At 62.9% G+C, this 23,561-nt stretch carries 30 protein-coding genes; 17 read left to right on the top strand and 13 right to left on the bottom strand.

The window, feature by feature from the left end; translation table 11 throughout:
• Positions 1 to 3 precede the first annotated feature (3 nt).
• From AC07XP_RS04405 to AC07XP_RS04395, 3 genes are all read left to right on the top strand, one after another.
• Positions 4 to 195 (top strand): heavy-metal-associated domain-containing protein, encoded by a 192-nt coding sequence (locus AC07XP_RS04405; RefSeq protein ID WP_495263917.1) that lies wholly within the window; start codon positions 4 to 6, stop codon positions 193 to 195.
• Positions 196 to 312: 117 nt separating this feature from the next.
• Complete coding sequence (locus AC07XP_RS04400) at positions 313 to 2,748, top strand: heavy metal translocating P-type ATPase (protein WP_495263916.1); 2,436 nt, start codon at positions 313 to 315, stop codon at positions 2,746 to 2,748.
• A 41-nt stretch (positions 2,749 to 2,789) separates the two neighbouring features.
• On the top strand, positions 2,790 to 3,008 hold the full coding sequence (locus AC07XP_RS04395; RefSeq protein ID WP_495263915.1) for a hypothetical protein: 219 nt from the start codon (positions 2,790 to 2,792) through the stop codon (positions 3,006 to 3,008).
• A 10-nt stretch (positions 3,009 to 3,018) separates the two neighbouring features.
• Here the strand turns inward: AC07XP_RS04395 and AC07XP_RS04390 are convergent, their stop codons facing one another.
• On the bottom strand, positions 3,019 to 3,957 hold the full coding sequence (locus AC07XP_RS04390) for a LysR substrate-binding domain-containing protein (protein ID WP_495263914.1): 939 nt from the start codon (positions 3,955 to 3,957) through the stop codon (positions 3,019 to 3,021).
• A 96-nt stretch (positions 3,958 to 4,053) separates the two neighbouring features.
• Here AC07XP_RS04390 and AC07XP_RS04385 point away from each other — a divergent pair, with 96 nt between their 5' ends.
• The 7 genes from AC07XP_RS04385 to AC07XP_RS04355 are packed head-to-tail and all read left to right on the top strand — an operon-like array spanning position 4,054 to position 9,459.
• Positions 4,054 to 4,506: a hypothetical protein gene (locus AC07XP_RS04385; RefSeq protein ID WP_495263913.1), complete on the top strand. Its 453-nt coding sequence runs from the start codon at positions 4,054 to 4,056 to the stop codon at positions 4,504 to 4,506.
• A gap of 33 nt (positions 4,507 to 4,539) precedes the next feature.
• Positions 4,540 to 5,715, top strand: coding sequence for a trans-sulfuration enzyme family protein (locus AC07XP_RS04380; RefSeq protein WP_495263912.1), 1,176 nt, complete (start codon positions 4,540 to 4,542; stop codon positions 5,713 to 5,715).
• 22 nt (positions 5,716 to 5,737) lie between these two features.
• Complete coding sequence (locus AC07XP_RS04375; protein ID WP_495263911.1) at positions 5,738 to 6,664, top strand: transporter substrate-binding domain-containing protein; 927 nt, start codon at positions 5,738 to 5,740, stop codon at positions 6,662 to 6,664.
• A 47-nt stretch (positions 6,665 to 6,711) separates the two neighbouring features.
• Positions 6,712 to 7,449 (top strand): amino acid ABC transporter permease, encoded by a 738-nt coding sequence (locus AC07XP_RS04370; RefSeq protein WP_495263910.1) that lies wholly within the window; start codon positions 6,712 to 6,714, stop codon positions 7,447 to 7,449.
• Positions 7,449 to 8,138 carry an amino acid ABC transporter permease gene (locus AC07XP_RS04365; protein ID WP_495263909.1) on the top strand — a complete coding sequence of 230 codons (690 nt, stop codon included), beginning with the start codon at positions 7,449 to 7,451 and terminating at the stop codon, positions 8,136 to 8,138. The genes AC07XP_RS04370 and AC07XP_RS04365 overlap by 1 nt, the downstream gene beginning before the upstream one ends.
• 28 nt (positions 8,139 to 8,166) lie before the next feature.
• Positions 8,167 to 8,901 (top strand): amino acid ABC transporter ATP-binding protein, encoded by a 735-nt coding sequence (locus AC07XP_RS04360; RefSeq protein WP_495263996.1) that lies wholly within the window; start codon positions 8,167 to 8,169, stop codon positions 8,899 to 8,901.
• A 57-nt stretch (positions 8,902 to 8,958) separates the two neighbouring features.
• Complete coding sequence (locus AC07XP_RS04355) at positions 8,959 to 9,459, top strand: cupredoxin domain-containing protein (RefSeq protein WP_495263908.1); 501 nt, start codon at positions 8,959 to 8,961, stop codon at positions 9,457 to 9,459.
• 39 nt (positions 9,460 to 9,498) lie between these two features.
• Here the strand turns inward: AC07XP_RS04355 and AC07XP_RS04350 are convergent, their stop codons facing one another.
• From AC07XP_RS04350 to AC07XP_RS04340, 3 genes are all read right to left on the bottom strand, one after another.
• Positions 9,499 to 9,801 carry a hypothetical protein gene (locus tag AC07XP_RS04350; RefSeq protein WP_495263907.1) on the bottom strand — a complete coding sequence of 101 codons (303 nt, stop codon included), beginning with the start codon at positions 9,799 to 9,801 and terminating at the stop codon, positions 9,499 to 9,501.
• Between the two features lie 111 nt (positions 9,802 to 9,912).
• Positions 9,913 to 10,956: a beta family protein gene (locus AC07XP_RS04345; RefSeq protein ID WP_495263906.1), complete on the bottom strand. Its 1,044-nt coding sequence runs from the start codon at positions 10,954 to 10,956 to the stop codon at positions 9,913 to 9,915.
• 148 nt (positions 10,957 to 11,104) lie between these two features.
• Positions 11,105 to 11,749 carry a sce7726 family protein gene (locus tag AC07XP_RS04340; RefSeq protein WP_495263905.1) on the bottom strand — a complete coding sequence of 215 codons (645 nt, stop codon included), beginning with the start codon at positions 11,747 to 11,749 and terminating at the stop codon, positions 11,105 to 11,107.
• A 104-nt stretch (positions 11,750 to 11,853) separates the two neighbouring features.
• On the opposite strand from AC07XP_RS04340, the gene AC07XP_RS04335 reads away from it, so the two are divergent.
• From AC07XP_RS04335 to AC07XP_RS04325, 3 genes are read left to right on the top strand one after another with little or no spacing between them, the layout of a single operon-like run.
• A complete protein-coding gene (locus AC07XP_RS04335; protein ID WP_495263904.1) occupies positions 11,854 to 12,156 on the top strand; it encodes a hypothetical protein in 303 nt (100 codons plus the stop codon).
• On the top strand, positions 12,153 to 13,175 hold the full coding sequence (locus AC07XP_RS04330) for a hypothetical protein (RefSeq protein WP_495263903.1): 1,023 nt from the start codon (positions 12,153 to 12,155) through the stop codon (positions 13,173 to 13,175). Before AC07XP_RS04335 ends, AC07XP_RS04330 begins: the two co-directional genes overlap by 4 nt.
• 3 nt (positions 13,176 to 13,178) lie before the next feature.
• Positions 13,179 to 13,805 carry a hypothetical protein gene (locus tag AC07XP_RS04325; RefSeq protein WP_495263902.1) on the top strand — a complete coding sequence of 209 codons (627 nt, stop codon included), beginning with the start codon at positions 13,179 to 13,181 and terminating at the stop codon, positions 13,803 to 13,805.
• Here AC07XP_RS04325 and AC07XP_RS04320 read toward each other — a convergent pair whose 3' ends face one another.
• The 9 genes from AC07XP_RS04320 to AC07XP_RS04280 form a co-directional block, all read right to left on the bottom strand.
• Entirely contained in the window at positions 13,806 to 14,246 is a 441-nt protein-coding gene (locus AC07XP_RS04320; RefSeq protein WP_495263901.1) for a helix-turn-helix domain-containing protein, read from the bottom strand.
• 697 nt (positions 14,247 to 14,943) lie between these two features.
• On the bottom strand, positions 14,944 to 15,483 hold the full coding sequence (locus AC07XP_RS04315; RefSeq protein ID WP_495263900.1) for an Xre family toxin-antitoxin system antitoxin: 540 nt from the start codon (positions 15,481 to 15,483) through the stop codon (positions 14,944 to 14,946).
• Positions 15,480 to 16,340, bottom strand: a complete 861-nt coding sequence (locus AC07XP_RS04310; protein WP_495263899.1) for a metallophosphoesterase — start codon at positions 16,338 to 16,340, stop codon at positions 15,480 to 15,482. The genes AC07XP_RS04315 and AC07XP_RS04310 overlap by 4 nt, the downstream gene beginning before the upstream one ends.
• Positions 16,337 to 16,789: an HAD domain-containing protein gene (locus tag AC07XP_RS04305; RefSeq protein WP_495263898.1), complete on the bottom strand. Its 453-nt coding sequence runs from the start codon at positions 16,787 to 16,789 to the stop codon at positions 16,337 to 16,339. The genes AC07XP_RS04310 and AC07XP_RS04305 overlap by 4 nt, the downstream gene beginning before the upstream one ends.
• Before the next feature lie 31 nt (positions 16,790 to 16,820).
• Complete coding sequence (locus AC07XP_RS04300) at positions 16,821 to 17,765, bottom strand: metallophosphoesterase (protein ID WP_495263897.1); 945 nt, start codon at positions 17,763 to 17,765, stop codon at positions 16,821 to 16,823.
• On the bottom strand, positions 17,762 to 18,298 hold the full coding sequence (locus tag AC07XP_RS04295; protein WP_495263896.1) for an HAD domain-containing protein: 537 nt from the start codon (positions 18,296 to 18,298) through the stop codon (positions 17,762 to 17,764). The genes AC07XP_RS04300 and AC07XP_RS04295 overlap by 4 nt, the downstream gene beginning before the upstream one ends.
• A 26-nt stretch (positions 18,299 to 18,324) precedes the next feature.
• Positions 18,325 to 18,540, bottom strand: coding sequence for a DUF2384 domain-containing protein (locus tag AC07XP_RS04290; RefSeq protein ID WP_119554461.1), 216 nt, complete (start codon positions 18,538 to 18,540; stop codon positions 18,325 to 18,327).
• Positions 18,541 to 18,561: 21 nt separating this feature from the next.
• Entirely contained in the window at positions 18,562 to 19,002 is a 441-nt protein-coding gene (locus tag AC07XP_RS04285; RefSeq protein ID WP_495263895.1) for a hypothetical protein, read from the bottom strand.
• 2 nt (positions 19,003 to 19,004) lie between these two features.
• Positions 19,005 to 19,343, bottom strand: a complete 339-nt coding sequence (locus AC07XP_RS04280; RefSeq protein WP_495263894.1) for a hypothetical protein — start codon at positions 19,341 to 19,343, stop codon at positions 19,005 to 19,007.
• 195 nt (positions 19,344 to 19,538) lie between these two features.
• Between AC07XP_RS04280 and AC07XP_RS04275 the strand changes: the two genes are divergently transcribed.
• From AC07XP_RS04275 to AC07XP_RS04260, 4 genes are all read left to right on the top strand, one after another.
• On the top strand, positions 19,539 to 19,793 hold the full coding sequence (locus AC07XP_RS04275; RefSeq protein WP_495263893.1) for a helix-turn-helix domain-containing protein: 255 nt from the start codon (positions 19,539 to 19,541) through the stop codon (positions 19,791 to 19,793).
• Positions 19,794 to 20,759: 966 nt separating this feature from the next.
• Positions 20,760 to 21,959, top strand: coding sequence for a pyridoxal phosphate-dependent aminotransferase (locus AC07XP_RS04270; protein ID WP_495263995.1), 1,200 nt, complete (start codon positions 20,760 to 20,762; stop codon positions 21,957 to 21,959).
• Positions 21,960 to 21,966: 7 nt separating this feature from the next.
• Positions 21,967 to 22,737, top strand: coding sequence for a 2-keto-4-pentenoate hydratase (locus AC07XP_RS04265; protein WP_495263892.1), 771 nt, complete (start codon positions 21,967 to 21,969; stop codon positions 22,735 to 22,737).
• Between the two features lie 14 nt (positions 22,738 to 22,751).
• Positions 22,752 to 23,531, top strand: coding sequence for an SDR family oxidoreductase (locus AC07XP_RS04260; protein ID WP_495263891.1), 780 nt, complete (start codon positions 22,752 to 22,754; stop codon positions 23,529 to 23,531).
• The last annotated feature ends 30 nt before the right edge of the window (positions 23,532 to 23,561 follow it).

Raw genomic sequence — 23,561 nt, 5'->3', positions numbered from 1 at the left:
CTGATGCAAGAGTTCGTTATCCAGTCAATGTCCTGCGGTGGCTGCGCGAGCCGGATCGCGCAGGCAGTCAAGAACCTGGACGCAACGGCGAAGATCGAGGTCGACCTGCCGACCAAGACGTTGCGCGTCGACGGCGCCGAGGACCGCGCGTCTTTGACAGCAGCCCTGAGGGAAGCAGGCTACCCGCCGAATTGATCCGCCACGCATGGGACATCGGCCTCAATCGGCTGAAGTGGTCTCGTGGTTGGCCCGTGCGGACTGCATGTACGCCCGTGTGGGCGCATCCAGTCAATTTTTCGTTGGAGAACTCGAATGAACCCTACGTCGCCCAACCTGCATGAACACCACAAGGGGCATCATGGTGCGCACCCGCCCACCTCTGGAGAATCGTTGCACGAGACCGATGCGGTTCTGAAGGACCCCGTTTGCGGGATGAAGGTGACCGCGCAGTCACCTCATGTCTTGCAGCACGAAGGCGAGGCAGTCTATTTTTGTAGTGCAGGCTGCAAGGCCAAGTTCGAGGCTGACCCGGCAAAGTATGCAAACGGCAGCGCACAGCCGGTGGCCCCGCTCGTTCTAGCGCCTGCGGACCTCGCGCAGCCCAGCCTCGCGGGCACGATCTACACCTGCCCCATGCACCCGGAGATCCGGCAGGACCATCCGGGCAATTGCCCCAAGTGCGGCATGTCGCTGGAACCCGAGATGCCGACGCTCGATGAGGGCGAAGACCCGGAGCTGAAAGACTTCAAGCGGCGCTTCATCTGGACGTTGCCGCTCACCGTCGTCGTCACCGTGCTTGCCATGGCCGGCCATCGATTCCAGTGGTTCGAGATGGGCACGCAAAGCTGGATCGAGCTCGTGCTCACTGTTCCCATCGTGCTGTGGGCCGGGTGGCCGTTCTTTGTGCGCGCGGTGCAGTCGGTGGCGAACCGCAGCCCGAACATGTGGACCCTGATCGGTTTGGGCACGGCCGCGGCCTTTGTCTACAGCGTCGTGGCCACGGTGGCGCCCGGCGTGTTTCCCGCGTCGTTCGTGTCGATGGGCCGCGTGTCGGTCTACTTCGAAGCGGCCGCGGTGATCATTTCGCTCACCTTGCTGGGCCAGATCCTCGAGCTCAAGGCGCGCTCGCAGACCTCCGCGGCCATCAAGTCGCTGCTGGGGCTCGCGCCCAAGACGGCGCGCCGGATTGGCGCCGACGGCACCGAGGAAGACGTGCCCATCGGCCATGTGCATGTCGGCGACCGGCTGCGCGTGCGCCCCGGAGAGAAGGTGCCGGTGGACGGCGTGGTGATCGAAGGCGGCAGCGCGGTCGACGAATCGATGCTCACCGGCGAGCCGCTGCCCGTGACCAAGCGCGTGGGCGACAAGCTCATCGGCGCGACGCTGAACACCAACGGCGCGCTGGTCATGCAGTCGGAAAAGGTCGGCTCGCAGACCGTGCTCGCGAGCATCGTGCAGATGGTCGCGCAGGCCCAGCGCTCGCGCGCGCCGATGCAGCGGATGGCCGACCAGGTCGCGGGCTACTTCGTGATGACGGTGATCGCCATCGCGGTGCTGACCTTCTTCGCCTGGGGCTTCTTCGGGCCGCAGCCTAGCTGGGTCTACGGCCTCATCAATGCCGTGGCGGTGCTCATCATTGCCTGCCCCTGTGCGCTGGGCCTTGCGACGCCGATGTCGATCATGGTGGCCACCGGCAAGGCGGCCACGCAGGGCGTGCTGTTCCGCGATGCCGCGGCGATCGAGAACTTCCGCAAGGTCGACGCGCTCATCGTCGACAAGACCGGCACCCTGACGGAAGGCCGGCCGCAGTTCGAGCGCGCGGTGCCTGCGCCGGGCTTCACCGCCGACGAGGTGCTGCGGCTCGCAGCCAGCCTGGACCAGGGCAGCGAACACCCGCTGGCCGACGCCATCGTGCGGGCGGCGCGCGAGCGCCAGCTGGCACTGGACACGCCCGAGGGTTTCGAATCCAGCAGCGGCATCGGCGTGAGCGGCGCCGTGGCCGGCAGGAAGCTGGCGCTCGGCAACACGGCGCTGATGGAACAGCTGCACGTGCGGGTCGACGACCTCAAACCGCGCGCCGAGGCGATGCGGGCCGAGGGCGCGAGTGTCATGTTTCTGGCGGTGGACGGCCAGGCCGCCGGCCTGCTCGCGGTGTCGGACCCGATCAAGCCCACCACGCTGGAGGCGCTGGCCGCGCTCAAGGCCTCGGGCCTGCGCGTCATCATGGCCACCGGCGACGGGCTGACCACGGCCCGGGCTGTCGCCGCGAAGCTGGGCATCGACGAGGTGCACGGCGAAGTCAAGCCCGCCGACAAGCTCGCGCTTGTCGACAAGCTGCAGCGCGAGGGCCGCATCGTCGCGATGGCGGGGGATGGCATCAACGACGCGCCCGCACTCGCCAAGGCCGACGTCGGCGTGGCGATGGGCACCGGCACCGATGTCGCGATGAACAGCGCCCAGGTGACGCTGGTCAAGGGCGACCTGCGCGGCATTGCGCAGGCGCGCGTCATCTCCGAGCAGACCATCGCCAACATGAAGCAGAACCTCGGCTTCGCCTTCCTCTACAACGCCCTGGGCGTGCCGCTGGCCGCGGGCGTGCTGTTCCCGTTCACGGGCTGGCTGCTGTCGCCGATGATCGCGGCGCTGGCCATGAGCCTGAGCTCGGCCTCGGTCATCACCAACGCCTTGCGCTTGCGTGGAGCCAAGAGCGACGTTCACGCGTCCCACGTCGGCGAAAGATCGACCTAGGCGTGCAGCCCGGCGGCTTCGCTGCGTGCGAAGGAGCTCCTATGAAGAGACCCAAGCCACTCGAGCTGCACCTGCTGGAAATCTACCAGGAGGCCCTGCGACGGCGAAACTGGGTGGTTGCCGAGCACTTGCTGTGCGCCATCGAGGCGTGCGCCCCTGCCGATGCGCCGATCAGCGAGACAGTGGCCAAGGCCTACGGGGTCTTGGCTTCCGAGGGGAAAAGTCCCTGTTGCTGCGAGACACAAACGAAGCGTCACTGAGGCTTGGCGGTCAAGCTTTTGCGCGGGGTTTGAGAAGATTGGCGAGGGCCTTCTGGTCTTCGGCCAACTGCATGCGCATGAGCTGAAGCACTCGCGAAGCGAGGCCGGACAGCGGCTGCCCGGGAGGCAGTACGAGCACCCCCGCGAAGGAGACCTCCAGAGACAAGGGACGGATGACCAGGCCGCGTTGGGCGTACTCCATGGCGGTGACCGGGTTGACAAAGCCAATACCCATACCGTTCAAGGCCATCTCGCACACGCTGGCCGCGTACGGGGTTTCGACCAGCACGCTCAACCCGACGTTGCACTCCGCCAATGCCCGCTCCAGGCGCCGCCGGGACGCGTCCTCGGGGTTGAGCGCGAGGAATGGCTCTTCCGCGAGCTGATGCGGCTGGATAGTCTTGGCCTTGGTCAGCCGGTGCTTCGCATGCATCACCACCACGCCCGGGAAGCGCGCGAATTCGGAATGCTCCAGGCCTGTCGTCGGCATCTCGTCGGCCATCAATCCGAAGTCGACCTGACGCCCAAGCACGGCTTCGTGCACCTCCCGCGAACTGAGCACCTGCAGCGAAATCTGGGGCCGGGCGTCGGCATCGCGGCGCTCGGCCACCAATCGCGACAGAACCCGGGGGACGAAGGTCAGGCCGAAGGCCGGATAGACCGCCATGCGCAGGGTGTTAACCCCAAATCGCTTCAGGCTGCGCATGCGGTGCTCGATGCTGCTCAGCCCCACGAAGACGCGCTCGACCTCGACCAGCAAGGCTTGCGCTTCGGGCGTCGGATGCAGGCGCCCCCGCAGCCGGCGAAACAGGGGAAAGCCTGCGGCTTCCTCGAGCCTGCGCAGCGACTGGCTGATGGCGGGCTGCGTGACACCCAGCAGCGCAGCCGCCTTGCTCGCCGAGCCCACTGACATCACGGAACGGAACACCTCGATCTCTCGGAGCAACATATAACAACCGCTTATGGAGAAAGAATTTCGAGCACGATTCAGATTATCTCCATCGTCCTAGAGTTGGCGTCTTCAGCCACCTTCCGGAGAAGCGACATGAAACTTCAGACAGTTCTTGCAGTGACCGTCCTGGCTTGTGCGGCGTCCGCATGGGCACACGATTTTTCCGGCGACATCGCCAAGTTTCAATCCATCGCTGCGACCAAGAAGCCCGACAGCCAACAGGCGCTTGCCGCGAGGCTCGCACTGGAGCGCGCGCAGGGCGAGATGGAGCAGTCGGACGTGAAGATGGTGTTGCGCATCCGCTCGATGACCAATGCCGGCCTGCGTGCCATCGGCGAACAACCGGCTTTTCTCACCAGCGAGTACAAGCGCCTGGAGGCGGCACTGGCGAACCCCAAGACCAATGACCCGGCCAAGTTAGCCGCGGCCAAGGAAACCTTCGCTCGCCTGACGGTGGAGATGAAGGTCTATACCGATCTCGAAAACATGGCCGTCGACCAGATGAAGCAGGCACTGCAGCTCATCGAATCTGCACCCGCCAACTGATCGCCCCTCAACGAACAGCCTCCGTCTTGTATCGTGAACTCTCCCATTTCCATTCCCCATCCCAACACCTCCGCTCGGGGCGCATTCGCCAGCCTCGTCCCGCCAGTGTGGCGAGGCTCCACGGTCGTCTTCGATTCACTCGACGATTTCGTCAATCGCCGCACCCGCCTGCCCGATGGCTTCAGCTATGGCACGACTGGCACGCCGACGCAGCGCGCCCTTGAGACGCGCATCGCCGAGTTGGACGGCGCTGCGCACTGCGTCGTCTTCCCTTCTGGGCAAGCAGCCATCTGCAGTGCGCTGCTCGCACTGCTCAAGAAGGGCGATCACCTGCTGATGACCGACGCCGCGTACGGCTTGGCCAAGTCTTTCTCCGTCGAGCGGCTGCAGGCGCTCGGCATTGAAGTCGAGTTCTACCCGCCGCGCATCGGCGCGGACATCGAACGCCTGGTGCGTCCCAACACGCGCCTCATCTGGCTGGAGTCGCCTGGGACGGTCACGATGGAAGTGGAAGACGTGCCGGCGATCACCGCCGTGGCCCGTGCGCGCGGTGTGCTGACGGCCATCGACAACACCTGGGCCAGTCCATTGGGCTTCGCGGCTCTGGCGCACGGCGTCGACCTGTGCATTCACGCCTGCACGAAGTACATGGGGGGCCATTCGGACGTGTTGATGGGCAGCATCGCGACCAATGACGAAGGCCTGTACAGGTCCTTGCGCGGCCTCCAATCGCAGATGGGGTTGGCCGTGAGCCCGGAGGATTGCTTCCTGGTCGCCCGGGGCCTCGACACGATGCAAATACGTATGGAGCGGCAGGCCACCAGCGCTCAGCTGATTGCCGAGCGGCTCGCGGCGCATCCCCTGGTGCGTCGGATCCTCTTTCCGGCGCTGCCTGGCGCGCCGGACCATGTGCTCTGGGCGCGTGACTTCAAGCAGTCCGGCTGCGTGATGTCGCTGCAGCTCGTAGACAGCCCCTACGACGCTTACCGGGCACTGTTCGGAAAGCTGAAGCTCTTTTCCATCGGCGCGAGCTGGGGTGGCGTGCGCAGCATTGCGGCCTTCTATCCGGCGGAAGAACTCGCCAAGCGCAATTTCTGTGACGTCCAAGGCCCGGTCATTCGTCTGTCGATCGGCCTGGACGATCCCCAGGCGCTGCTTGACGAGTTGCTGGGCGCCTTGAGCGCCTTTGAGACGAGTTTCAACCTCTGATTCACGCCACCTGGAGCCCGCGATGACCCTCAAGCCCACCATTCACACTGCGTTGATCCGTCCCTTCCTCGCCGTAGCCGGCCTCGTGCTGTGCTCCGGTGTCGCCGCGCAAACCCCGCCGCCGCTGGATGGCACACTCAGGAAGGTCAAGGACACCGGGACGATCACGGTGGCCACGCGCGGCGCCTCCATCCCGTTCAACTACCTGGACGACAACAACAAGCAGGCCGGCTTTGCGTGGGAAATCGCGCAGCGTGTGGTCGAACAGGTGAAGAAGGACCTCAAGCTCACCAAGCTCGAGGTCAAGACACTGGAAGTCACGCCGCAGACGCGCATTCCGCTGGTGGCCAACCAGACTGTCGACCTGGAGTGCAGCTCCACCACGAACAACGCCGAGCGGCAGAACCAGGTGTCGTTTTCCACCACCTTCTTCGTGGTGGGTGCGCGCCTGCTGGTGCGCAAGAACACGGGCATCAAGCACTGGTCCGATCTCGTGGGCAAGAACGTGGTCGTGAGCGCGGGCACCACGGCCGAGCGCATGCTGCGGCAGCTCAACGAGAAGAACAAGTGGGGCATCAACATCATCCTGGCCAAGGACATCAACGAGAACTTCCTGACCGTCGAGACCGGCCGGGCCGTGGCGGCCACGCAAGACGACATCATTCTTTTCAGCAACATCGCACGCGCACGCACTCCGGCCGACTGGGAAGTGGTCGGCGTTCCCCAGCAGAAGGAGGCCTACGGCTGCATGCTGCGCAAGGGCGATGCTGCCTTCAAGAAACTCGTCGACGGCGTGATCACCGGGATGATGCGCTCCGGCGAATTCGCATCGCTGTACGAGAAGTACTTCCTGAAGCCCATCGCGGTGAAGGGCAACGTGACGGTCAACTTCCCGATGTCGCCCGACATGCAGGAACTCATGCGCCATCCGAGCGACCAGCCGCTGTGAATGCCCTGACGCCACCTCACGATTCGTCTCTCCGAACGTCCTGAACGATGCACTACTCCTGGGATTGGTTGATCTTCTTCAAGCCCTCGGTCACGGGCGAGGGCCTGTACGGCCTGATGCTGCTGCGCGGGTTGCTGTGGACGGTTGTGCTGTCGTTGCTGGCCTGGACGCTGGCGCTGGGCCTCGGCCTGATCGCCGGCGTTGCACGGACCTTGCCCAACCGGGCTGCGCGCTACCTGTCCACGGTGTACATCCATTGCTTCCGCAATACGCCGCTGCTTGTCCAACTGTTCCTTTGGTATTTCGTGGTGCCGGAGCTGCTGCCGGTCGACTGGGGCAATGCGCTCAAGCAGATGAACCCGACGACGAACCAGTTCCTCACCGTGCTGGTGGCGCTCACGCTCTACACGGCTGCGAAGGCGGCCGAGCAGGTGCGTGCCGGCATCGAGTCGGTGCCGCGCAGCCAAAAGCAGGCGGCGATGGCGCTCGGGCTGGGGACCGTGGCGGCCTACCGGCATGTGATTCTTCCGCAGGCCCTGCGCATCGTCATCCCGCCGATGACCTCGGATTTCTTGAATGTGTTCAAGAACTCGGCCGTGGCGCTCACCATTGGGCTGATGGAGCTGACGGGCCAAACGCGCCAGCTCAGTGAATTCAGCGCCCACCCGTTCGAAGCATTCATTGCCGCGACGGTCATCTACATGGCGATCACCTATGGCGTGATCGTGCTGATGCGCCGCATCGAGATTCGGGCGCGTGTGCCCGGCCTGTTGGGAGCTGCTTGATGGGCTACGACTTCGATTGGGCGGCCCTGCAGCGCGCCTGGCCCTATCTGCTCCAGGGCCTGCAAATGACGGCGTTCCTGGTGATCGCCGCAATGGCAGCGGGCATTGGCCTTGGGACGCTGCTGGCGATCACCAGGATCTTCGCGCCGCGTCCGGTCGCGACCTTCGTCGCCGGTTACGTGAACCTGTTCCGCTCGATTCCGCTGATCCTCACGATCCTGTGGATCTACTTCCTGATGCCCGTGGTGTTGCGCTCCGTCACGGGCGACCCGAACCTTTCCGTCGGACCGATCTACGCGGCGCTGGTGGCCTTCGTGCTCGCGGAGTCGGCCTACTACTGCGAGATCATCCGCGCCGGCATCGGCAGCGTGCGCGCGGGGCAGATGCAGGCGGCGCAGTCGCTCGGCATGGCACCTTGGCAGGCCTTGCGGCATGTGATCCTGCCGCAGGCGTTCCGCAACATGACGCCGTCATTGATCAACCAGACCATCGCCTTGCTCAAAGACACGTCGCTCGTCTACGTGATCAGCCTGAACGACTTTCTCGGAGCTGCGAGCAAAGTGGGCCAGCGCGACGGGCGCGTGGTCGAGGTCTACATCCTTGTCGCGGCCGTTTACCTGGTCTTGTGCACGGCGGGTGCATGGTGGGTGACCTGGTTGCAGCGGCGCAAGACCGCGTCGACCGTCTGAATGGATGACGAACAAGCGAATGAAAACGATGATCGATATTGACAACGTCTCCAAGTGGTACGGCAAGTTTGCGGTGCTCACCGACTGCAGCACGCGCATCGGCGAGGGCGAAGTGGTCGTGGTCTGCGGCCCCTCGGGCTCGGGCAAGTCGACGCTCATCAAGACGGTGAATGCGCTCGAGCCGATCCAGCGCGGCAGCATCACGGTCAACGGTATCGCGGTGACCGATCCGAAGACCAATTTACCCAAGCTGCGCAGCCGCGTCGGCATGGTGTTTCAGCATTTCGAACTGTTCCCGCACCTGAGCGTGACCGACAACCTCGCGCTGGCGCAGGTTCAGGTACTCAGGCGATCGCGTGCCGAAGCGGTCGAGCGCGGACTGCGCATGCTCGAACGCGTGGGCCTGGGGGCCCACAAGGACAAGTTCCCAGGCCAGCTTTCCGGTGGCCAGCAGCAGCGGGTCGCGATTGCTCGGGCGCTGTCGATGGACCCGATCGTCATGCTGTTCGACGAGCCGACCTCGGCACTGGACCCCGAGATGGTTGGCGAGGTGCTCGACGTGATGGTGCAACTGGCGCGTGAGGGCATGACGATGATGGTGGTCACCCACGAGATGGGCTTTGCCCGGCAGGTCAGCGATCGGGTGATCTTCATGGATCAGGGCCGCATCGTCGAAGACTGCCCGCGCGACGAATTCTTTGACCGACCCGAGAGTCGGACACCGCGGGCGCAGGACTTTCTCTCCAAGATTCTGGCGCATTGATGTTGCTGGACCTCGCACCTTTTCCAGACAAACCCAACCATTAGTCCAAGGAACCTCATGAAACCGATCAGGACATTGATGCTCGCCAGCACCCTGGCATTCTCAGGCCTCGCCTTCGCACACGGCGACGAGGATCACGGCGCACCAAGCGGACCTGTGCGCAAGGGGCAGAAAGACTGGGGCATCGCGGGCGATGCGAGCGCGGCCAAGCGAACGCTGGAATTCAAGATGAGCGACAGCATGCGCTTCACACCTGATCGCATCCAGGTCAAGCAAGGCGAGACCGTCCGGCTGTTCATTCGCAACGAAGGGCAGGCCATGCACGAGTTCGTGATCGGTACGAAGAAGGAGCTCGACGAACATGCCGCACTCATGATGAAGTTTCCCGGCATGGAGCATTCAGAGCCTTACATGGCGCATGTCGCTCCGGGCAAGACCGGCGAGATCATCTGGACCTTCAACCGTGCGGGCGAATTTGATTTCGCCTGTCTCATCGCGGGACACTACCAAGCTGGCATGGTCGGCAAGGTCAAAGTCGCGGCCGCCACAGGATCTTGAGAGCGACGCTGGAGGACACGCCGTCGTGAGAAACCCTCACTACCGTGGATAGCTGGGTTTCAGGGTGAGAAAGTTTTCAACGATCCACGCGGTGACCTTGGTTCTTCCTTGAACATTCGACGGCAGTTTTTCATGCACGATCCATTCGATGATGAGCCGCGTTGCCTTCGACAGGTCGGCCTTCTCTGGTCCGACAAACGAGTTGAGGTAGGCAAGTACTTCATAGCCTTCCTTGCGGCTCAACCGATCCGAATCTTCTTTGACCTTTGTCGGATCATCTCCGGGAACGGCCGTCCAGCTGTAGTCCGTGTAGTGCAAATCGGCTTTGGTAAGTTGGGGCATGGTGTTCCTTGGAAGTTGGCTCTGTAGGGGCGGGACTACGCGTCGCGCTGTTGCGTGGGGGCGCGAGTGCTGTACTAGGAAGAAGGAGGCGGCCGAATCAGTTTCGCTGTCTCATATGGCCGACGAGGTGAACACCAGGTGGTGACTCGCGGCATCGCGCCGCCAGCTGGTCGGGTTGCCATTGCCGAGCACGCCGACGGACGCTTTGTCGTAGCAATCGTCGCCGAAGCTGAACGCGGCGCCTGAATACACGGGATCACCTTTGAGCAGGATGCACAGGTTCTTGTATTGATCCTGCTTCCCCTTCTTGAAACCGCCAGCCTTGAACAGGCGCCAGAAGCCGTCGCTGGCATAGCGGATGGCCACTGACGGATTCATCATGGTGGGGTCGATGTCAGGCGCCGGAGCCGGGTTGCTTACGGTGTAGTCGCTGAACAGCACCTTTGCGTATGCAGGTTTGGCAACCAACGTCTTCCAAGCTTTCCATTCAACGCGCTCGATGTCGTGGAGCCCTTGCTTGCGGCCCACGAGGTTCAGCGGGAATGAGCCACCGGCGAGCGTGGTGCTGCTGCACCCGGCCGCAAGCGCCTCGTCAAGATAAGGCTGTACGGCCGCGATGCACGCCGCGGGGGCGACACCCACGATCGAGAACTGATCGACGAGCAGATGAAGTTTCGACTTGGCGATACCCGCGCCGACCACAACTTTCACAAAATCCTTGACCTGGTCGGAGGTCACGCCGTGTGTCTGGATCCTGAGCACGAAGACCTCGAAGGCCTTAGTGAGATCCGGCAGGTCTGCCGGGCGCGCAACCATCGCCTCCGTGATGACCGGGATGATCTGACGACCGGTCAGTGCCGACAGCCGCTTGCAGATCGAGGTGAGCACCTGGGTCTGTTTTGCGTAGGTGGGCATGAAGTACCGAATGTCGATCGCGATGGGCGTGCCCACCGGAATCGATTTGGCCATCTGCCCCCCAATCTTGGTGATGTAAGGCACCAGCGTTTCGGAGAGCGTCCCCTTTTTGGGGTCGATGGGGAGAATTTCGATCAGCGGGACCATTCCATCCCATTGGGCACCCGTGAGCTTGCTCAAGGCGATCCGTTCCCCCTGCTTCCATTTCAGGACGGGCAGGTATTTCCATATCGCAGGCATTGATCCCTCCAGACTTTGTGCCTAGAGGGTACGTCACGATTACTTACACTGGATTACGGGATTTCCCCGGATACATCAAAACTGCGGTTTCTTTGCGCGAACATGCGCAGTGTTTTGCCAACCTTGTTGGCGCACGCCGCGCCACGGCTTATGCCAAGCAGTTCAGCGCAAAAGCAACGGCATCCGAGGAGCCATCTGAAGCGAGCGAAGTCGACGGCAAGAAACCCGCCTGTCGTTTGCGCAGAAAACTGGTGACAGCTTCGCGCAGCGTACGCACGCTCAGTTCCCGCGCGAGCATCTCTTGCAATTCGAACTTCGTGGCCCGCTTGGGCGGCAGTTCGCCCCTGTGCGACGCCAGCGCTTCGATGCATTCGGTGCGCCACAACAGCATGGCCATGCTCAGGCGGTCCTGCACTGGATTGGCCTTCGGCTTTCGCAGCACACGCAGCGCGAGCGTGCCGTCCATGCGGCGCGCGGCTGACCAGACGCCCCACCATGCAGGCATCAAGGCCAGACTGGCCTCAGAATAGACCGGACCCGTGACCAGTGTCACCCGGTCGAAGACGCGGTTATAGGCATGAATCTGGTTGTGCAAGCGTGCGAACGAATCGAGATCGCTCTTCAGCTCGAAAGCGCTGAGCTGTGCGCCCACCAACGCGAGGTCTACTCGTGCCTCCCCACCTTCGATGCCGAACTCTTCGAAGAGCCTTCCACCCGACTTGGTGGCGTCCGCGAGCAGTCGCGAACGCACTGTTTGGCGCAACTCGCGTTCGGTGATGGAGGGGGTGTTCATTTTATGCATTATATAATGCAACTATGCCAAGAACAGCAAAGCCCACCACATTGGAAGCGGTCCGGGCCAGGGAAGCACTCAGGCTGTACCTGAAGCGACAGAGCATGTCTGTGAATGCGCTTTCTCTGGCTGCAGGTGTAGGCCAGCCCACAGTCAGCCGATTTTTGAGCGGGCGGACGAAGTCCGTGACGGCGGCCATTCGGCCGCTACTGGATTATGCAAATATTGATTTAGAAAATGGCATAACAGAGATAGGCGGCGTGCTCGATAATCCCCGTGTGCGAGACGCGCTCGAGCGTGTCTGGGACGGGCGGCCGGAGACGGCCGACTTGCTCGCCCGATTGATCGAGGCGTTGGGGCCCGTCCTGAAGAACGCGCCATTGACGGCAACCAGGAACATGCAGTGACCCATCCGGATGCCAAGACCATCTACCAAGCCGTGTCGGCGATCGGCCTGACGCGCGCGCAAGTGCGCCGGTTGCTGCCTGACTGGTGGGACCCTGCACTGGAGAAGGAGCACGGCGGCGCGGCGGAGTTGGCGATGCACGTCAGTCGACGGCTGAGCGTCGAGCTTCAGCCGCTGCTGTCGGGTCAGATCGTTCCCAAGGGCGCCATGGCCAGCGTTGCCTACAAGCACTCGGTCAACATCGAGGCATCTTCACTGTCGGCCGCGAGCTTCATTGCGTCATCTCTCGCACAGGCAGTGCTGGCCGCCTTGCCTACCCCATACGTTCCGCTGCCTCACGATCCGGGCCAGTTGCGCGCGCTCGCCATGCGTGGTCGCGATGGCCAGTTCGGCTTCAGTGCCCTTCTGGACCTGTGCTGGGCCTACGGAATCCCGGTCATTCCCTTGCCGCACCTGCCTGTGGGCGTGCGCAAGATGGATGGGGCTGCGCTGCAGTTGGGTGGACGTCCGGCCATCGTGATCGCAAAGAAGAAGTCGTCGCGGGCTTGGCTGAGCTTCATCCTGGCGCATGAGATCGGACACATCGCACTGGGGCATCTGCGCCCCGGATCCTCCATCATCGATGTATCGCTTCAGGAGACGAGCACGTATGCAACCGAGTTGTCGACAGACGGCCAGGAAGCAGAAGCAGACAGCTTCGCGCTCCAGACGCTGGGCGGCGACGAGGTGACGGCGCATGTGACCAAATGGCCAGCCTTGGCTGCGCCTGTGGACATCGCGGTACTTGCCCGCGGCGCTGCTGGCGCTGTGGGTATCGAAGCGGGACACTTCGTTCTGAGATATGCCTTTCTCACGAAGCGTTGGCCTACCGCGCTGACGGCGCTGAACTTCCTCAGTGAAGACTTGGATCCAGAGGGGGCGCTGCTGCAGCAGTTGCGCTCGCACCTGGATCTCAGCCGCGTCGCCGATGACCTGCAGGACCTCGTGTCGCAGATCACCGGCTGGGATGGAGCGAACTGAGGCGTGCGTCTGCTGATCGACGTCGACGCGCTGTGCAAGCTGGCGCATTGGGGGCTTCTCGAGGAGATCCCGTCGTTGATGGGCATTCCGATGCAAGAGTGCACCACGCTCGCCTCGTCAAAGTACCGGGCCATCAAGGCAAAGAGCAAGCTCGACATGCGTGTGTTCCACGCAGTCGAGGCGGCCGACCGCGTGCTAGAAGCCATTGCCTTGATGCAGGCGCCGATAGAGCCTGCGAGCCAAAGCCTTGGGGACTTCGAAAACGTGTTGGGCATCGACGCCGGTGAGGCGGTGCTTCTCGCATCGCTCGTGGCAGCGCCAGATACAAGGCTGCTGACCGGAGACAAGCGGGCGCTGCGCGCACTCGCAGCGCTACCGCCTGAAGCGCGTGAACCGTTTCATGGCCGGGTGATCTGCGTGGAAAGAATCATCGAGGCAGGGCTGAACCAATGGGGATTGGACATGCTTCGATCCAAGGTGTGTCCTTGGAAGAAGATCGACGTTGCAGTGAACATCATCATGGGGAGTCGCTGCGACGCAGGGGAGGCCTCGGTCCGGGAGGCGCTCGCCTCGTACATCGGCGAACTGACTTCGCTGTGCGATCCCTCGCTGATCTGCGAAAAGCTCTGACTACCGTGTGGTTAGGCGCTCCGCAATTTCGCGCGCGCCGAGATCTCGGATCGACGCAAGATTTTCGAGTTGTGCCGCCCGCGGACGTGCTTTGCCTTGTTCCCAGTGGTAGATCGTTTGCCCGGAAACGCCGATCAGTTGCCCATAGCTCGCCGCGGAGAGCTCGAGCTTTGCGCGGTGTGCCGCCAACCTGGTTGCGCTGAATCGGCGCTTCGTGCCTGTAGCCCGTTCATCGTCCGAAGCAGGCGCTGTGGCGGGGCGCGTCGCTCCCTTCGCAACACGGCGCAGTTCCTTCTCGAGCGCATTCACTTGGCGACGTAGCTCAGCAATTGACGCGCGATGCGCGACGGATGCTTTCTTGAGCGTTTCGATCTCAGCGCGCACTTCTTTGCGAGCAACACGGGAGATTTCGGCTTTGAGGATTGAGGCGATGTTCGGCATAGACGCATTGTGCCGCGCCGTTGTAGCGCCGACGCTGAGCCCGCAAGCTTGCATGAAAGCCGACAGCAGTTGGCATCGAAGCCGACCCCGAGCGGTCATCTCCTTAGCTCAAGAGCAGGCAGTCACGTGACCGCCTAGCTCGTGTGTTGGTGCGGAGCAGCTATGCAATTCCGCTGCGTGGTTGGGCGACCTGGCCTCAGCGAGCCATGAACGGCTGGTAGGTAGCGCAGCGCAGGTAGCGCGATATGAATGGATTTTTCGGTTCTTTTCTGGCTCTTACGATAAATAAAAGTGACGCCTAGGCTTGACCAAGGCTCGGAAAGGAGAAAAACCATGATTCTGAAAATTCAACATTTCGGCTACCCGTTCAGGAACAACGAAAACGCCGTGGTTCTCGTGATTGGTGAACACCACTACTACGTGTGGTTGAAGGTTTAAACCTTCGAGACCCCTTCGGGGGTCTTTTTTGTGTGCTACGTCGATTCGCTGTAATAGTCCGACGATGGCCGTTCTTGCATGGCGCGCGCACCATGTGTCGGTGATGCCGAACAGGACCGGAGCACCGGCTTGCACGATACGCGCCGGCACCACGAGGAACCCTTGGCACTGCCTGTAGCCACCTGTGATCTCGGCGCCTTCATGCCATTCATCGGCGGTGAATCGGCAGTATCAGTTTCGATACGCCATAGCGCCAACGTCACGCGTAGGCGCCACTCTGAGCACGGGAGAGCATGTTCGATACGAACACTTGGCCCTCTGCAGTGTCCATCAGCTCCGCAGGTCGCTGCCCACCGAGAGCGGGTAAGGGCTGATCGAGCCATTGAGCCACCCATGTTGCCGCATCGAAGCCATCGGGATTTCCGGATGTCTCGATCATGGCTTGTGTCTGCCCAATGAGGCGACTGATTCCCAGCACTCTGGACGACTCTTCGGCCGACAAAGGCAGATTCTTCCTGGCCTTTCGCTGAATGGTCGCGCGCGGCAGGCCAAGAATGATTAGCAGCTTGTCTCTCGGCACGCCCATTTCACTGGCCACCAACTCGATCAAGAGTGCGGGTACGCCGTGTTTGACCAGTCCGACGTGTTCGAGGGGATCTTTCTTGAAAAGACTGACGAAGTCTTCTTTCCTGAGCTCCTTCGATCCGACCTTCGCGGTCCAGACGGACGTCGATTTCGTACGTGGGAGATCATTTGCCTGAGGGGTTAGCCGCGTCATTCGGCATGCGCCTTTGATCATGATTGAGTAATTCCACGAGCCGTTTCAATGGCGGAAGGTTTCACGTCGATGATCAGGGCAGGATCGAACGCTTTGTTCTCGATCCTGCCGCTCCAGTTCACGTAGCCGCGCGGGTTGCACACAACCCGGCAAGAGCGAACTCGATAGTCGAACTGCTGATGCGTGTGACCATGCACCCAGAGCACGGGCACCTCAAAGAAAGTATCTGGAAGCTCGGTGACGAAAGCGCCTGAAGACCAGTCATCAGCGTAGCGCTGCGCCAGTGAGCCGCGATGAGGCGCGTGGTGCGTCACCACCACCGTCGGTCCAGCGAATGGATCCGCGAGCCTGTTGCGCAGCCAGGCCCGCTGCGACTGATGAATCCGCAGCGTGTCGGCGGCCTGAAGTTTTCTTCCCTGCTTGTCGCGCCAAGTATCGGGTTCGGCCGACTCGTCGACCGTGCGGATCAACGCGTAGTCGTTCAGCAGATTGGTCGCCATCTTCATTGCGCGTCCGGCATCACTGACCGGACCTTCGGGCGTCTCGATGGCGAGCGCAAAGTCGGTCCACAGCGTTGCGCCAAGGAAGCGTACGCCATCGATCACCAACTCGTCACCATCGAGCAGATGGACATTGCTGCCTTCGGCTTCGCGGTGCGCCTCGGCCAGTGTCGTGTCCAGGCGACCATCGAAGTACTCGTGATTGCCCAGGAGGTAAATCACGGGCTTGCCGCGAAAGCGATCCGCCGCCCACTGGACGGCACGCTTCGCAGGCGAGTGAATGTCACCGGCGAGGATGACAACATCGAATTCGAGATCAGGTACCGGCTCGAAGGGCGCGAACTCGAGGTGAAGGTCGGAGAGGATCAGTACTTTCATCGAGGTGCTCCTTCAAAGCGAGCGCGAAGCTCGGCGCTGGCCTTGCCGTCGAAGCCGACGAACGAGCCACACAGCACCAGATGATCCTTGCAGTGATCGAACTGCCAATGGGCGTCGTCGAGCGCGACCCAGGACTCGTCGGCCGCATTGTGCAACTGGAGCCAAGCAAGGATCTCTCCTTCGCGCTTCCCATACGGCGGCGGAAGACCAAAGCCCGAATGAGGCGTGGCTCCGAGAATGCGGGCCCGAATGTCGCTGGAGAACGGCTTCAGCAAGGTCTTGTAGAGAAGCTGCTCGCGCCAGGATGAACTGATGACGATCTTCACGTGTGGGAACTCGCGCAGCAACGCCTCCAGGCGTGGCAGGAAGCAGAAGTCGACGCCGCCGTTGAGGATGTGATCTTCCCCCTCCGGATGCAGCACGCCGTCGAAATCTAGGAATAGGATCACCCTGAATCTCCTGGCCCATATCCATCGGCCCTCATACGACACCGCCGTGTTGAATGGCGTTGAGCATCGATCGCACCTTGTCAGAGCCACCCCCGGCCGCGAACGCCGCCGGCGTTTGACCATCGAGCAGTTCGTGCGGCTTGTTTAACCAGGCTTCGGTTGCTCCGCCGAACACTTGGGTCGCGAGATTCAGTAAGTCTTGTGGCGGGCTTTCCAACCCAGCTGCTTCCTGGGGACTCCGCGGCCACGCCAGGTGCGAGCCCATGTCGACGCCGAAGGCCCGGAACGGCGCCGCGGTGGTCATCAAGCCCTCCCCGACATAGTCGATGCACCGGTGGTGGTGGCCGTGAACCACCAGCTGGACGCCGAGCTTCTCGGCGAGCTCGTCGATCACCTGCCAGCCGTGCGGGTGAGCCGACGGCGCCTCGTGCGTCACCAGGATGTCGGCGGGTCCGCTCCGCAGCAACCGCTGGTACTCATCCGGGAAGATTGAGGACCGGTGCTTGCGGGAGATGCCGTCGCGCCACCGTTCCTCGCGCTTCATGGTGCGGCGCATGGCGTCGCTCGATTGGAACGCCGCCTCTTCGATCGGCCGCCGCGGATCCCAGATCTTGCTGCGGAAGATGCCACCCAGGCCCGCGACCTTGTACCCGGCGATCTCTACGATGCGCCCGTGCAGGTTGCGATCTGAGAGTTCGGATCCAAACAGGTGATCGAAATCACCATTCGAATCAGTGTCGTGATTGCCTGGGATCCATGCGACCTCGGTGAGATCCAGGATCGACCCCAGTTCAACGTGCAGAGGCCGGCGCGCCTGGATGTCGCCTAGCAGGATGATCGCCTCAGGCCGGAAGCGCTCGACCGCAGCGATCACGGGCTCGAGGTCGCCATGGGGGTCGCCGAAGAACATCAGCTTTGGCGCTGACTGCTCGTGCTCGGGTCGCGCATGGGGGCCTGACGGGGTGAGAGGTTTCATTTCATGTGCGCCGAAGTGGCGACGAAGCATCGGCCGGCCACAAACCGCAGGAAGTGCGAGCGCAGTTCCTGGAAGCTGTCTTGATCGAATGCAAGCTTGGGATCGGTGAGGACGAGCCGCGCGAAGCCCGCTTCGAAGTTCGAGGGCCAATCGTCAAGTGCGACCCATTCCGCGTCGCTGCGGCCATTCCCATCGAGCCAGGCCTGGATTTCCAACTGGCGCCGGTGGTGGACCACTACATGGGGGTCAATCTGCGGCGTCGCTCCGATGATCCGATGCTGGATGTCAGCACTGAAATAGCGCTGCAACTGCTCGATGCTTTCGGCTCGTCGCCAATCCGACGAGATGACGACATCCACAGACGTGAACTCACGAAGGATCTCCTCCAGGCGCGGCAAATGGCTGAAGAACCTGCTGCTGAACGAGTAGTCCACGCCGACAGGATGAAGAACACCGTCGATATCCAGGAACAGCAAATCGCTGGAATCACCCGTGCGGCCAACGGCATCCTGGGTCAGCGTCGCCTCTGCCATGGGTAGACGGCAAGTGCAGGGCCTCATCACCCAATAAACCCCGCCTGGAAGGACTCAAGGAGATGGAGCACATCGGCGGCTCGCCCCTCGGCTACCAGCGACTCGGCGGTCCTGCAATCAAACAGCGCGAGTGGCTCGTTCCTGTACCAGAGGATGGCCGCCTCGAGGTCCCCACCCGAGACCGCAGTCGCGGCAGCCAGCACTTGCTGGATCGTGCGGATAGATGACTGGATGTCACTCATAGCTCGACCACAGCAGCGTATTCAGGGCATCAGGATCGAGAGCTTGGCGTTCCAGGCCTCACCATCGGACCTGGAGAGCACGGCGACGCGGATCGTCGGGCGGTCGAAGTCACTGGTCTCGAAGAGGAAGTGCACGTGCTGAAAGCGAAAGACCGGATTTCCAGGATATTCAGTCCACTTGAGTTGCCAGCTGTTGAAGTACTCGGAATCGACCGTCCGGGCTCTCTTTCCGCCACTGACGATGCAGGCCTTGCGGGCATCGGGATCGAATAGGATGCAGGTCTCATCCCAATCGCCCAGCATGCGACGCGGGTCGACCGGGAAGAAGGTCGCACCGGATGCCTGGCTTTGCACCCGGAGCAACTGCGCGCGCCCGGTCTGGATAGAACGCGGGGACGCGATCCAGACCCAGTAGAAAAGAACCAAGACGACAGCGAGGGATAGCAGGAGCGGGATTTCCATGCTCAGTTGACCGGCCAGATCTGATGCCGAATGCGGAACGAAGTGCCCATGTAGTAGTGTGTGAACTGCGCTCCGCTCTCATCTTCGAGGACCAGATGTTCGACTTGATCGGCATCGCCGCTGGTTGCCGACCAGATCTTTCGAATGTCCCGAATTTTCCAGCGATCACGATCGCTCTCCATTGGCGCCAGATACTGAAGGTGTCGCAGCGACTGCGGCCCCACGCTCTCGAAGAGATCGAGGAAGTCGCTCTCATAGATCAGCAGAGCTCGCTCCGGAACCTCGAGGTCGTCTTCATGCACTACCCAGGTGGGAAAGAAGAACGGGATCGACAAGTTCAACTGAATCGCTCTCCAACATCTCGCACCAGGCCCGGCCAGCATGGAAGAGATCCTCACCTCATGCGAATCCATCGTCATAAACATAAAAATGAGCCCTATAGGTTGTAGCCCTATGGGATTCTAAATGACGCAATAGAGAGGATGAAATCTGCGGCGCATCGCCCCCCTCAATCCGACTTTGGACGCGCGTTGCGCATGGTCCGCAAGGCCAAGGGATTGCCGCAGGAGTCCTTCGACCAGGTATCGAGCCGAACCTACATCTCTTCGTTGGAACGAGGGCTGAAGCAGCCTACCGTTGCCAAGGTCGACGAACTGGCTGCGGTTCTGGGTGTACACCCGTTAACGCTCTTGGCGTGTTCCTATCTGCGCCACCCTACGCCCGCGTCCGTGCAAAAGCTCGCAACTCATCTGATCGAGGAGCTCGATGAGCTGAATCTTCTGGCGCGATGAGGCGATCGGGCCACGGCCGTGAAAATCGGCGACTCACTTCGCCGACAACCAGTGGGTATTTGGACGCTTAAGGTTCTACGTTGCGATTGGTGTCGCTTCGCAGATCGGAGCGTACTCGGTGGCAGTGCCGGACTAGGAAGATCTGAACAAGAGCACGTTTCTTGAGTGAGGGACTGAACCGTGCGAAGGAGCACGAACGATGGGCTAGATCATTTATGCGGCTCCCGAGCAAGCGGGCAAGAGGAAGAACACGAGCCGCGAAGTCTTCTTTGCCGAGATGAAGCTGTGGTTTCGTGGAAAGCGCTGCCCAAAGTCATTGAACCGAACCTTCCTGTCGCAGACCGAGGCCGTCGGCCCTACCGGCCAAGCGGGCCTAAACCGTATCAACAATCTGAGAGGTACTTTTGTCCTCAAGCATGATTCGAACCCTGGCATCAAAGGAACAATCAACACTTTTTATGGGGGTTAATTGTTTTGAAACCGGCTCCTCGAGCTTTTCAATGAAGGCCTGCCTTTTCGAAGGCAGGCCTTTTTTTTGCCCTTTTTATTTCGAATTCTCTCCATGGGCGGTCGTGCCCGGGAAAGTGCTGTCTTGCCAAGGAAATGCAGCCTCTTTGTTCGTCTGGCCGTTGAGCGCAGGGGAAGCGTTTGACGGGAGCCCCTTTTCGACGGCAATGACTGTGTTCAGAGGGGCAATTCCCGGCGGCAATCAACCCATTGGCTCCGGCCGTTCTGCTGAATAGCGCCGTTCAGCAGCGCATCGCCGGAGATGGTCGGCCGTCGCGAAGAAGCAGGGCGTCGCACGGCCACGCTGTCTGCGGACGTCGGGGTGGCCGCAGGGGGCCGCGCGCATCGCTGTCGGCCGGTTCGCCGCGATTGGTCCGCCTCGGCGCGCGGAATTGGTCCTTGTCCCGCACCGTGCGGCGTCGGAGCATGCAGGCCATAGAACACCGAGACAAGCACGACATGCAGAGCGCCGCCTCCCACTGCCCGCCATCGACCGTCGCACGCGCCGAAGTCCAGGCCCTGCGGTCCTCGAAGATCCGCGAGGTCGCCAATGCGGGCATGGACCGCAAGGACATCCTGCCTTTCTGGTTCGGCGAGCCCGACGAGGAGACGCCGGACGAGATCTGCGGCGCTGCGATCGCAGCCCTCGAGAACAGGCGCACCTTCTACGTCCAGACGCTGGGCGAGCCCGCGTTGCGCGAGGAGATCGCCCGGTACCTGTCGCGCTGGCATGGCCCGATCGGCGTCGAACGGGTGGCGGTGACGAGTTCGGGCACGCATGCGCTGATGCTGGCCCTGCAGGCGCTGCTGAACCCCGGCGACCGCGTCGTGGCCGTGACGCCGTTGTGGCCCAACCTGGTCGAGATGCCCAAGGTGCTGGGCGCGCACGTCGAGACCGTCGCATTGCAGTTCACCGCGGCCGGTTGGGTGCTCGACGAGCAGCGCCTTCTGGAAGCGCTTCGGCCGGGCACCCGCGCGCTCCTGCTGAACGCGCCCAACAACCCGACGGGGTGGACCCTCTCGCGCGAGGCGCAGGAAGCGATCCTCGCGCACTGCCGGCGCCTGGGCATCTGGATCGTCAGCGACGATGTCTACCAGCGCATCAGCTTCGATGCGCCGTGCGCGCCGTCCTTCCTGGACATCGCGAGGCCCGAGGACCGGGTCATCAGCTGCAACTCCTTTTCCAAGGCCTGGCGCATGACCGGATGGCGCCTGGGCTGGATCGTCGTGCCGCCGGCGATGCTGGGCGACATCGGCAAGCTGATCGAGTACAGCAGCACCTGCGCGCCGCCCTTCGTCCAGGCGGCGGGGGTGGTCGCCCTGTCGCGCGGGGAAGATGCCATTGCCCGCACCGTCGAGCGGTTGCGCCAGGGCAGGGACCACCTGGCGGCGCGCCTGGGGAGCGTGCCGGGGGTGGAGCTCGCCGCGCCCGCGCGGGGCGCGATGTACACCTTCTTCCGTGTCGAAGGCGTGACGGACAGCCTCGCGTTCTGCAAGCAGCTCGTGGCCGAGGCCGGGCTGGGGCTGGCGCCCGGCGTGGCCTTCGGCCCCGAGGGCGAAGGCTACCTGCGCTGGTGCTACGCGAGCGGCACGCCGCGCCTGGACGACGGCGTTCGCCGCCTGGCCGCCTACCTGGAACACCACCCAACCACACGATGAGGATGCGATGAACACCCAAGACATTGCGGGCGCCCTTTGGCAAGCCATGGAGGACGGACGCCACATGCCGTCGGAATGGGCCGGGAAGTTCTCCCTGCAGCAGGGCTACGAAGTGCAGCTGGCCCTGTTGCACAAGCGCCTGGCCAGGGGCGAGCGGCAGACGGGCTGGAAGGTCGGCCTCACCGCCGAGGCCATGCGCGTGCAGCAGCAGGTGCACGAGCCCTGCTTCGGCTATCTGCTGGAAAGCGGCCGGCATGCGAGCGGCCAGGCCTATCGCTTTTCCGATCTGATCGCGCCGGGCTTCGAGAACGAGCTGTGCCTGACCATCGGCAAGACGCTGCGCGGACCGGGCGTGAGCCTGGAGGAGGTCGCTGCCGCCGTGACGCATGCGGCGCCGGCCTTGGAGATCGTGGAGGTCCGCGGTCCGTTCGCGGGCAACCTGGCGCTGGCCATGGCGGACAACGCGCAGCAAAAGGCCTATGTGACGGGGGCGGCCGTGCCGCTGACGGCAGACAACCGCGACCTGGCCGGCGCCAACGTGACGGTGCAGGTCGACGGCACCGTCAGCGAGACGGCCTCCGGCTCGGCGGTCATGCAGGGCGGCGGGCTGCTCTCGGTGCTGTGGCTGGCGAACAAGCTGGCCGAATTCGGGCTGGCCCTCGAGGCGGGGATGCAGGTGATGTCCGGCTCCTTCACGCGGCAGTACCGCGCGTCGCAGGGCATGCGGGTGCAATCCTCGTTCGACCGCTTCGGCACGGTCGCCGCGAACTTCATCTGAGGCAAGGGGGCGCCATGGATCTGGGTATCAAGGGCAAGACGGCGCTGGTCTGCGCCGCGAGCAAGGGGCTGGGCCGGGCATGCGCGTTCGCGCTGGCGGAAGACGGCGCATCGCTCACCATCGTGGCGCGCGGCGCACAAGCGCTCGAGGCCACCGCTGACGACATTCGCGAAGCCACCGGCGTGCACGTGCGCACGGTGGCCGCCGACGTCACCACGGTGCAGGGGCGGGCGCTCGTCCTCGAGGCCTGCCCCGCGCCGGACATCCTGGTGACCAATGCCGCAGGCCCCAAGCCGGGCGACTTCCGCCAATGGACGTGCGACGACTGGATGGTGGCACTCAACGCCAACATGCTGACACCCATCGAGCTGATCAAGGCGACGGTGGACGGCATGATGGATCGCGGCTTCGGCCGCATCATCAACATCACCTCGTCCTCGGTGAAGGCGCCCATCGACATCCTGGGCCTGTCCAACGGCGCGCGCAGCGGGCTCACCGGCTTCGTGGCCGGCCTGGCGCGGCGCACGGCGCATCGCAACGTCACCATCAACAACCTCTTGCCCGGTTCGTTCGCCACCGACCGCCTGCGCGCCACGGTGGAGGCTGCCGCGGCCGGGTCGGGGCGCTCGTTCGAGGCCGAGCAGGCCGAATGGCAGGGCCGCAGCCCGGCCGCGCGCTTCGGCGATCCGATGGAGTTCGGCCGTGCCTGCGCCTTCCTGTGCAGTGCCCATGCCGGCTACATCAACGCACAGAATCTGCTGCTCGACGGCGGGGCCTATCCCGGGACCTTCTAGGCGAAGCGCCAGCACCGTTCAAAAGGAACT

Source organism: Variovorax sp. GW531-E2 (assembly GCF_059423125.1).
This window is presented reverse-complemented; position numbering and strand designations above follow the sequence as displayed.

What these genes read in the sequence shown, in the direction of transcription:
- AC07XP_RS04310 (WP_495263899.1), bottom strand. Translation starts at nt 16,340, where the DNA reads ATGAAAGTACTGATCCTCTCCGACCTTCACCTCGAGTTCGCGCCCTTC.
- AC07XP_RS04370 (WP_495263910.1), top strand. Translation starts at nt 6,712, where the DNA reads ATGCACTACTCCTGGGATTGGTTGATCTTCTTCAAGCCCTCGGTCACG.
- AC07XP_RS04295 (WP_495263896.1), bottom strand. Translation starts at nt 18,298, where the DNA reads ATGGCAGAGGCGACGCTGACCCAGGATGCCGTTGGCCGCACGGGTGAT.
- AC07XP_RS04365 (WP_495263909.1), top strand. Translation starts at nt 7,449, where the DNA reads ATGGGCTACGACTTCGATTGGGCGGCCCTGCAGCGCGCCTGGCCCTAT.
- AC07XP_RS04345 (WP_495263906.1), bottom strand. Translation starts at nt 10,956, where the DNA reads ATGCCTGCGATATGGAAATACCTGCCCGTCCTGAAATGGAAGCAGGGG.
- AC07XP_RS04285 (WP_495263895.1), bottom strand. Translation starts at nt 19,002, where the DNA reads ATGGAAATCCCGCTCCTGCTATCCCTCGCTGTCGTCTTGGTTCTTTTC.
- AC07XP_RS04260 (WP_495263891.1), top strand. Translation starts at nt 22,752, where the DNA reads ATGGATCTGGGTATCAAGGGCAAGACGGCGCTGGTCTGCGCCGCGAGC.
- AC07XP_RS04390 (WP_495263914.1), bottom strand. Translation starts at nt 3,957, where the DNA reads ATGTTGCTCCGAGAGATCGAGGTGTTCCGTTCCGTGATGTCAGTGGGC.
- AC07XP_RS04300 (WP_495263897.1), bottom strand. Translation starts at nt 17,765, where the DNA reads ATGAAACCTCTCACCCCGTCAGGCCCCCATGCGCGACCCGAGCACGAG.
- AC07XP_RS04270 (WP_495263995.1), top strand. Translation starts at nt 20,760, where the DNA reads ATGCAGAGCGCCGCCTCCCACTGCCCGCCATCGACCGTCGCACGCGCC.
- AC07XP_RS04350 (WP_495263907.1), bottom strand. Translation starts at nt 9,801, where the DNA reads ATGCCCCAACTTACCAAAGCCGATTTGCACTACACGGACTACAGCTGG.
- AC07XP_RS04335 (WP_495263904.1), top strand. Translation starts at nt 11,854, where the DNA reads ATGTCTGTGAATGCGCTTTCTCTGGCTGCAGGTGTAGGCCAGCCCACA.
- AC07XP_RS04275 (WP_495263893.1), top strand. Translation starts at nt 19,539, where the DNA reads ATGGTCCGCAAGGCCAAGGGATTGCCGCAGGAGTCCTTCGACCAGGTA.
- AC07XP_RS04265 (WP_495263892.1), top strand. Translation starts at nt 21,967, where the DNA reads ATGAACACCCAAGACATTGCGGGCGCCCTTTGGCAAGCCATGGAGGAC.
- AC07XP_RS04320 (WP_495263901.1), bottom strand. Translation starts at nt 14,246, where the DNA reads ATGCCGAACATCGCCTCAATCCTCAAAGCCGAAATCTCCCGTGTTGCT.
- AC07XP_RS04385 (WP_495263913.1), top strand. Translation starts at nt 4,054, where the DNA reads ATGAAACTTCAGACAGTTCTTGCAGTGACCGTCCTGGCTTGTGCGGCG.
- AC07XP_RS04375 (WP_495263911.1), top strand. Translation starts at nt 5,738, where the DNA reads ATGACCCTCAAGCCCACCATTCACACTGCGTTGATCCGTCCCTTCCTC.
- AC07XP_RS04315 (WP_495263900.1), bottom strand. Translation starts at nt 15,483, where the DNA reads ATGATCAAAGGCGCATGCCGAATGACGCGGCTAACCCCTCAGGCAAAT.
- AC07XP_RS04405 (WP_495263917.1), top strand. Translation starts at nt 4, where the DNA reads ATGCAAGAGTTCGTTATCCAGTCAATGTCCTGCGGTGGCTGCGCGAGC.
- AC07XP_RS04290 (WP_119554461.1), bottom strand. Translation starts at nt 18,540, where the DNA reads ATGAGTGACATCCAGTCATCTATCCGCACGATCCAGCAAGTGCTGGCT.
- AC07XP_RS04340 (WP_495263905.1), bottom strand. Translation starts at nt 11,749, where the DNA reads ATGAACACCCCCTCCATCACCGAACGCGAGTTGCGCCAAACAGTGCGT.
- AC07XP_RS04360 (WP_495263996.1), top strand. Translation starts at nt 8,167, where the DNA reads ATGATCGATATTGACAACGTCTCCAAGTGGTACGGCAAGTTTGCGGTG.
- AC07XP_RS04400 (WP_495263916.1), top strand. Translation starts at nt 313, where the DNA reads ATGAACCCTACGTCGCCCAACCTGCATGAACACCACAAGGGGCATCAT.
- AC07XP_RS04355 (WP_495263908.1), top strand. Translation starts at nt 8,959, where the DNA reads ATGAAACCGATCAGGACATTGATGCTCGCCAGCACCCTGGCATTCTCA.
- AC07XP_RS04395 (WP_495263915.1), top strand. Translation starts at nt 2,790, where the DNA reads ATGAAGAGACCCAAGCCACTCGAGCTGCACCTGCTGGAAATCTACCAG.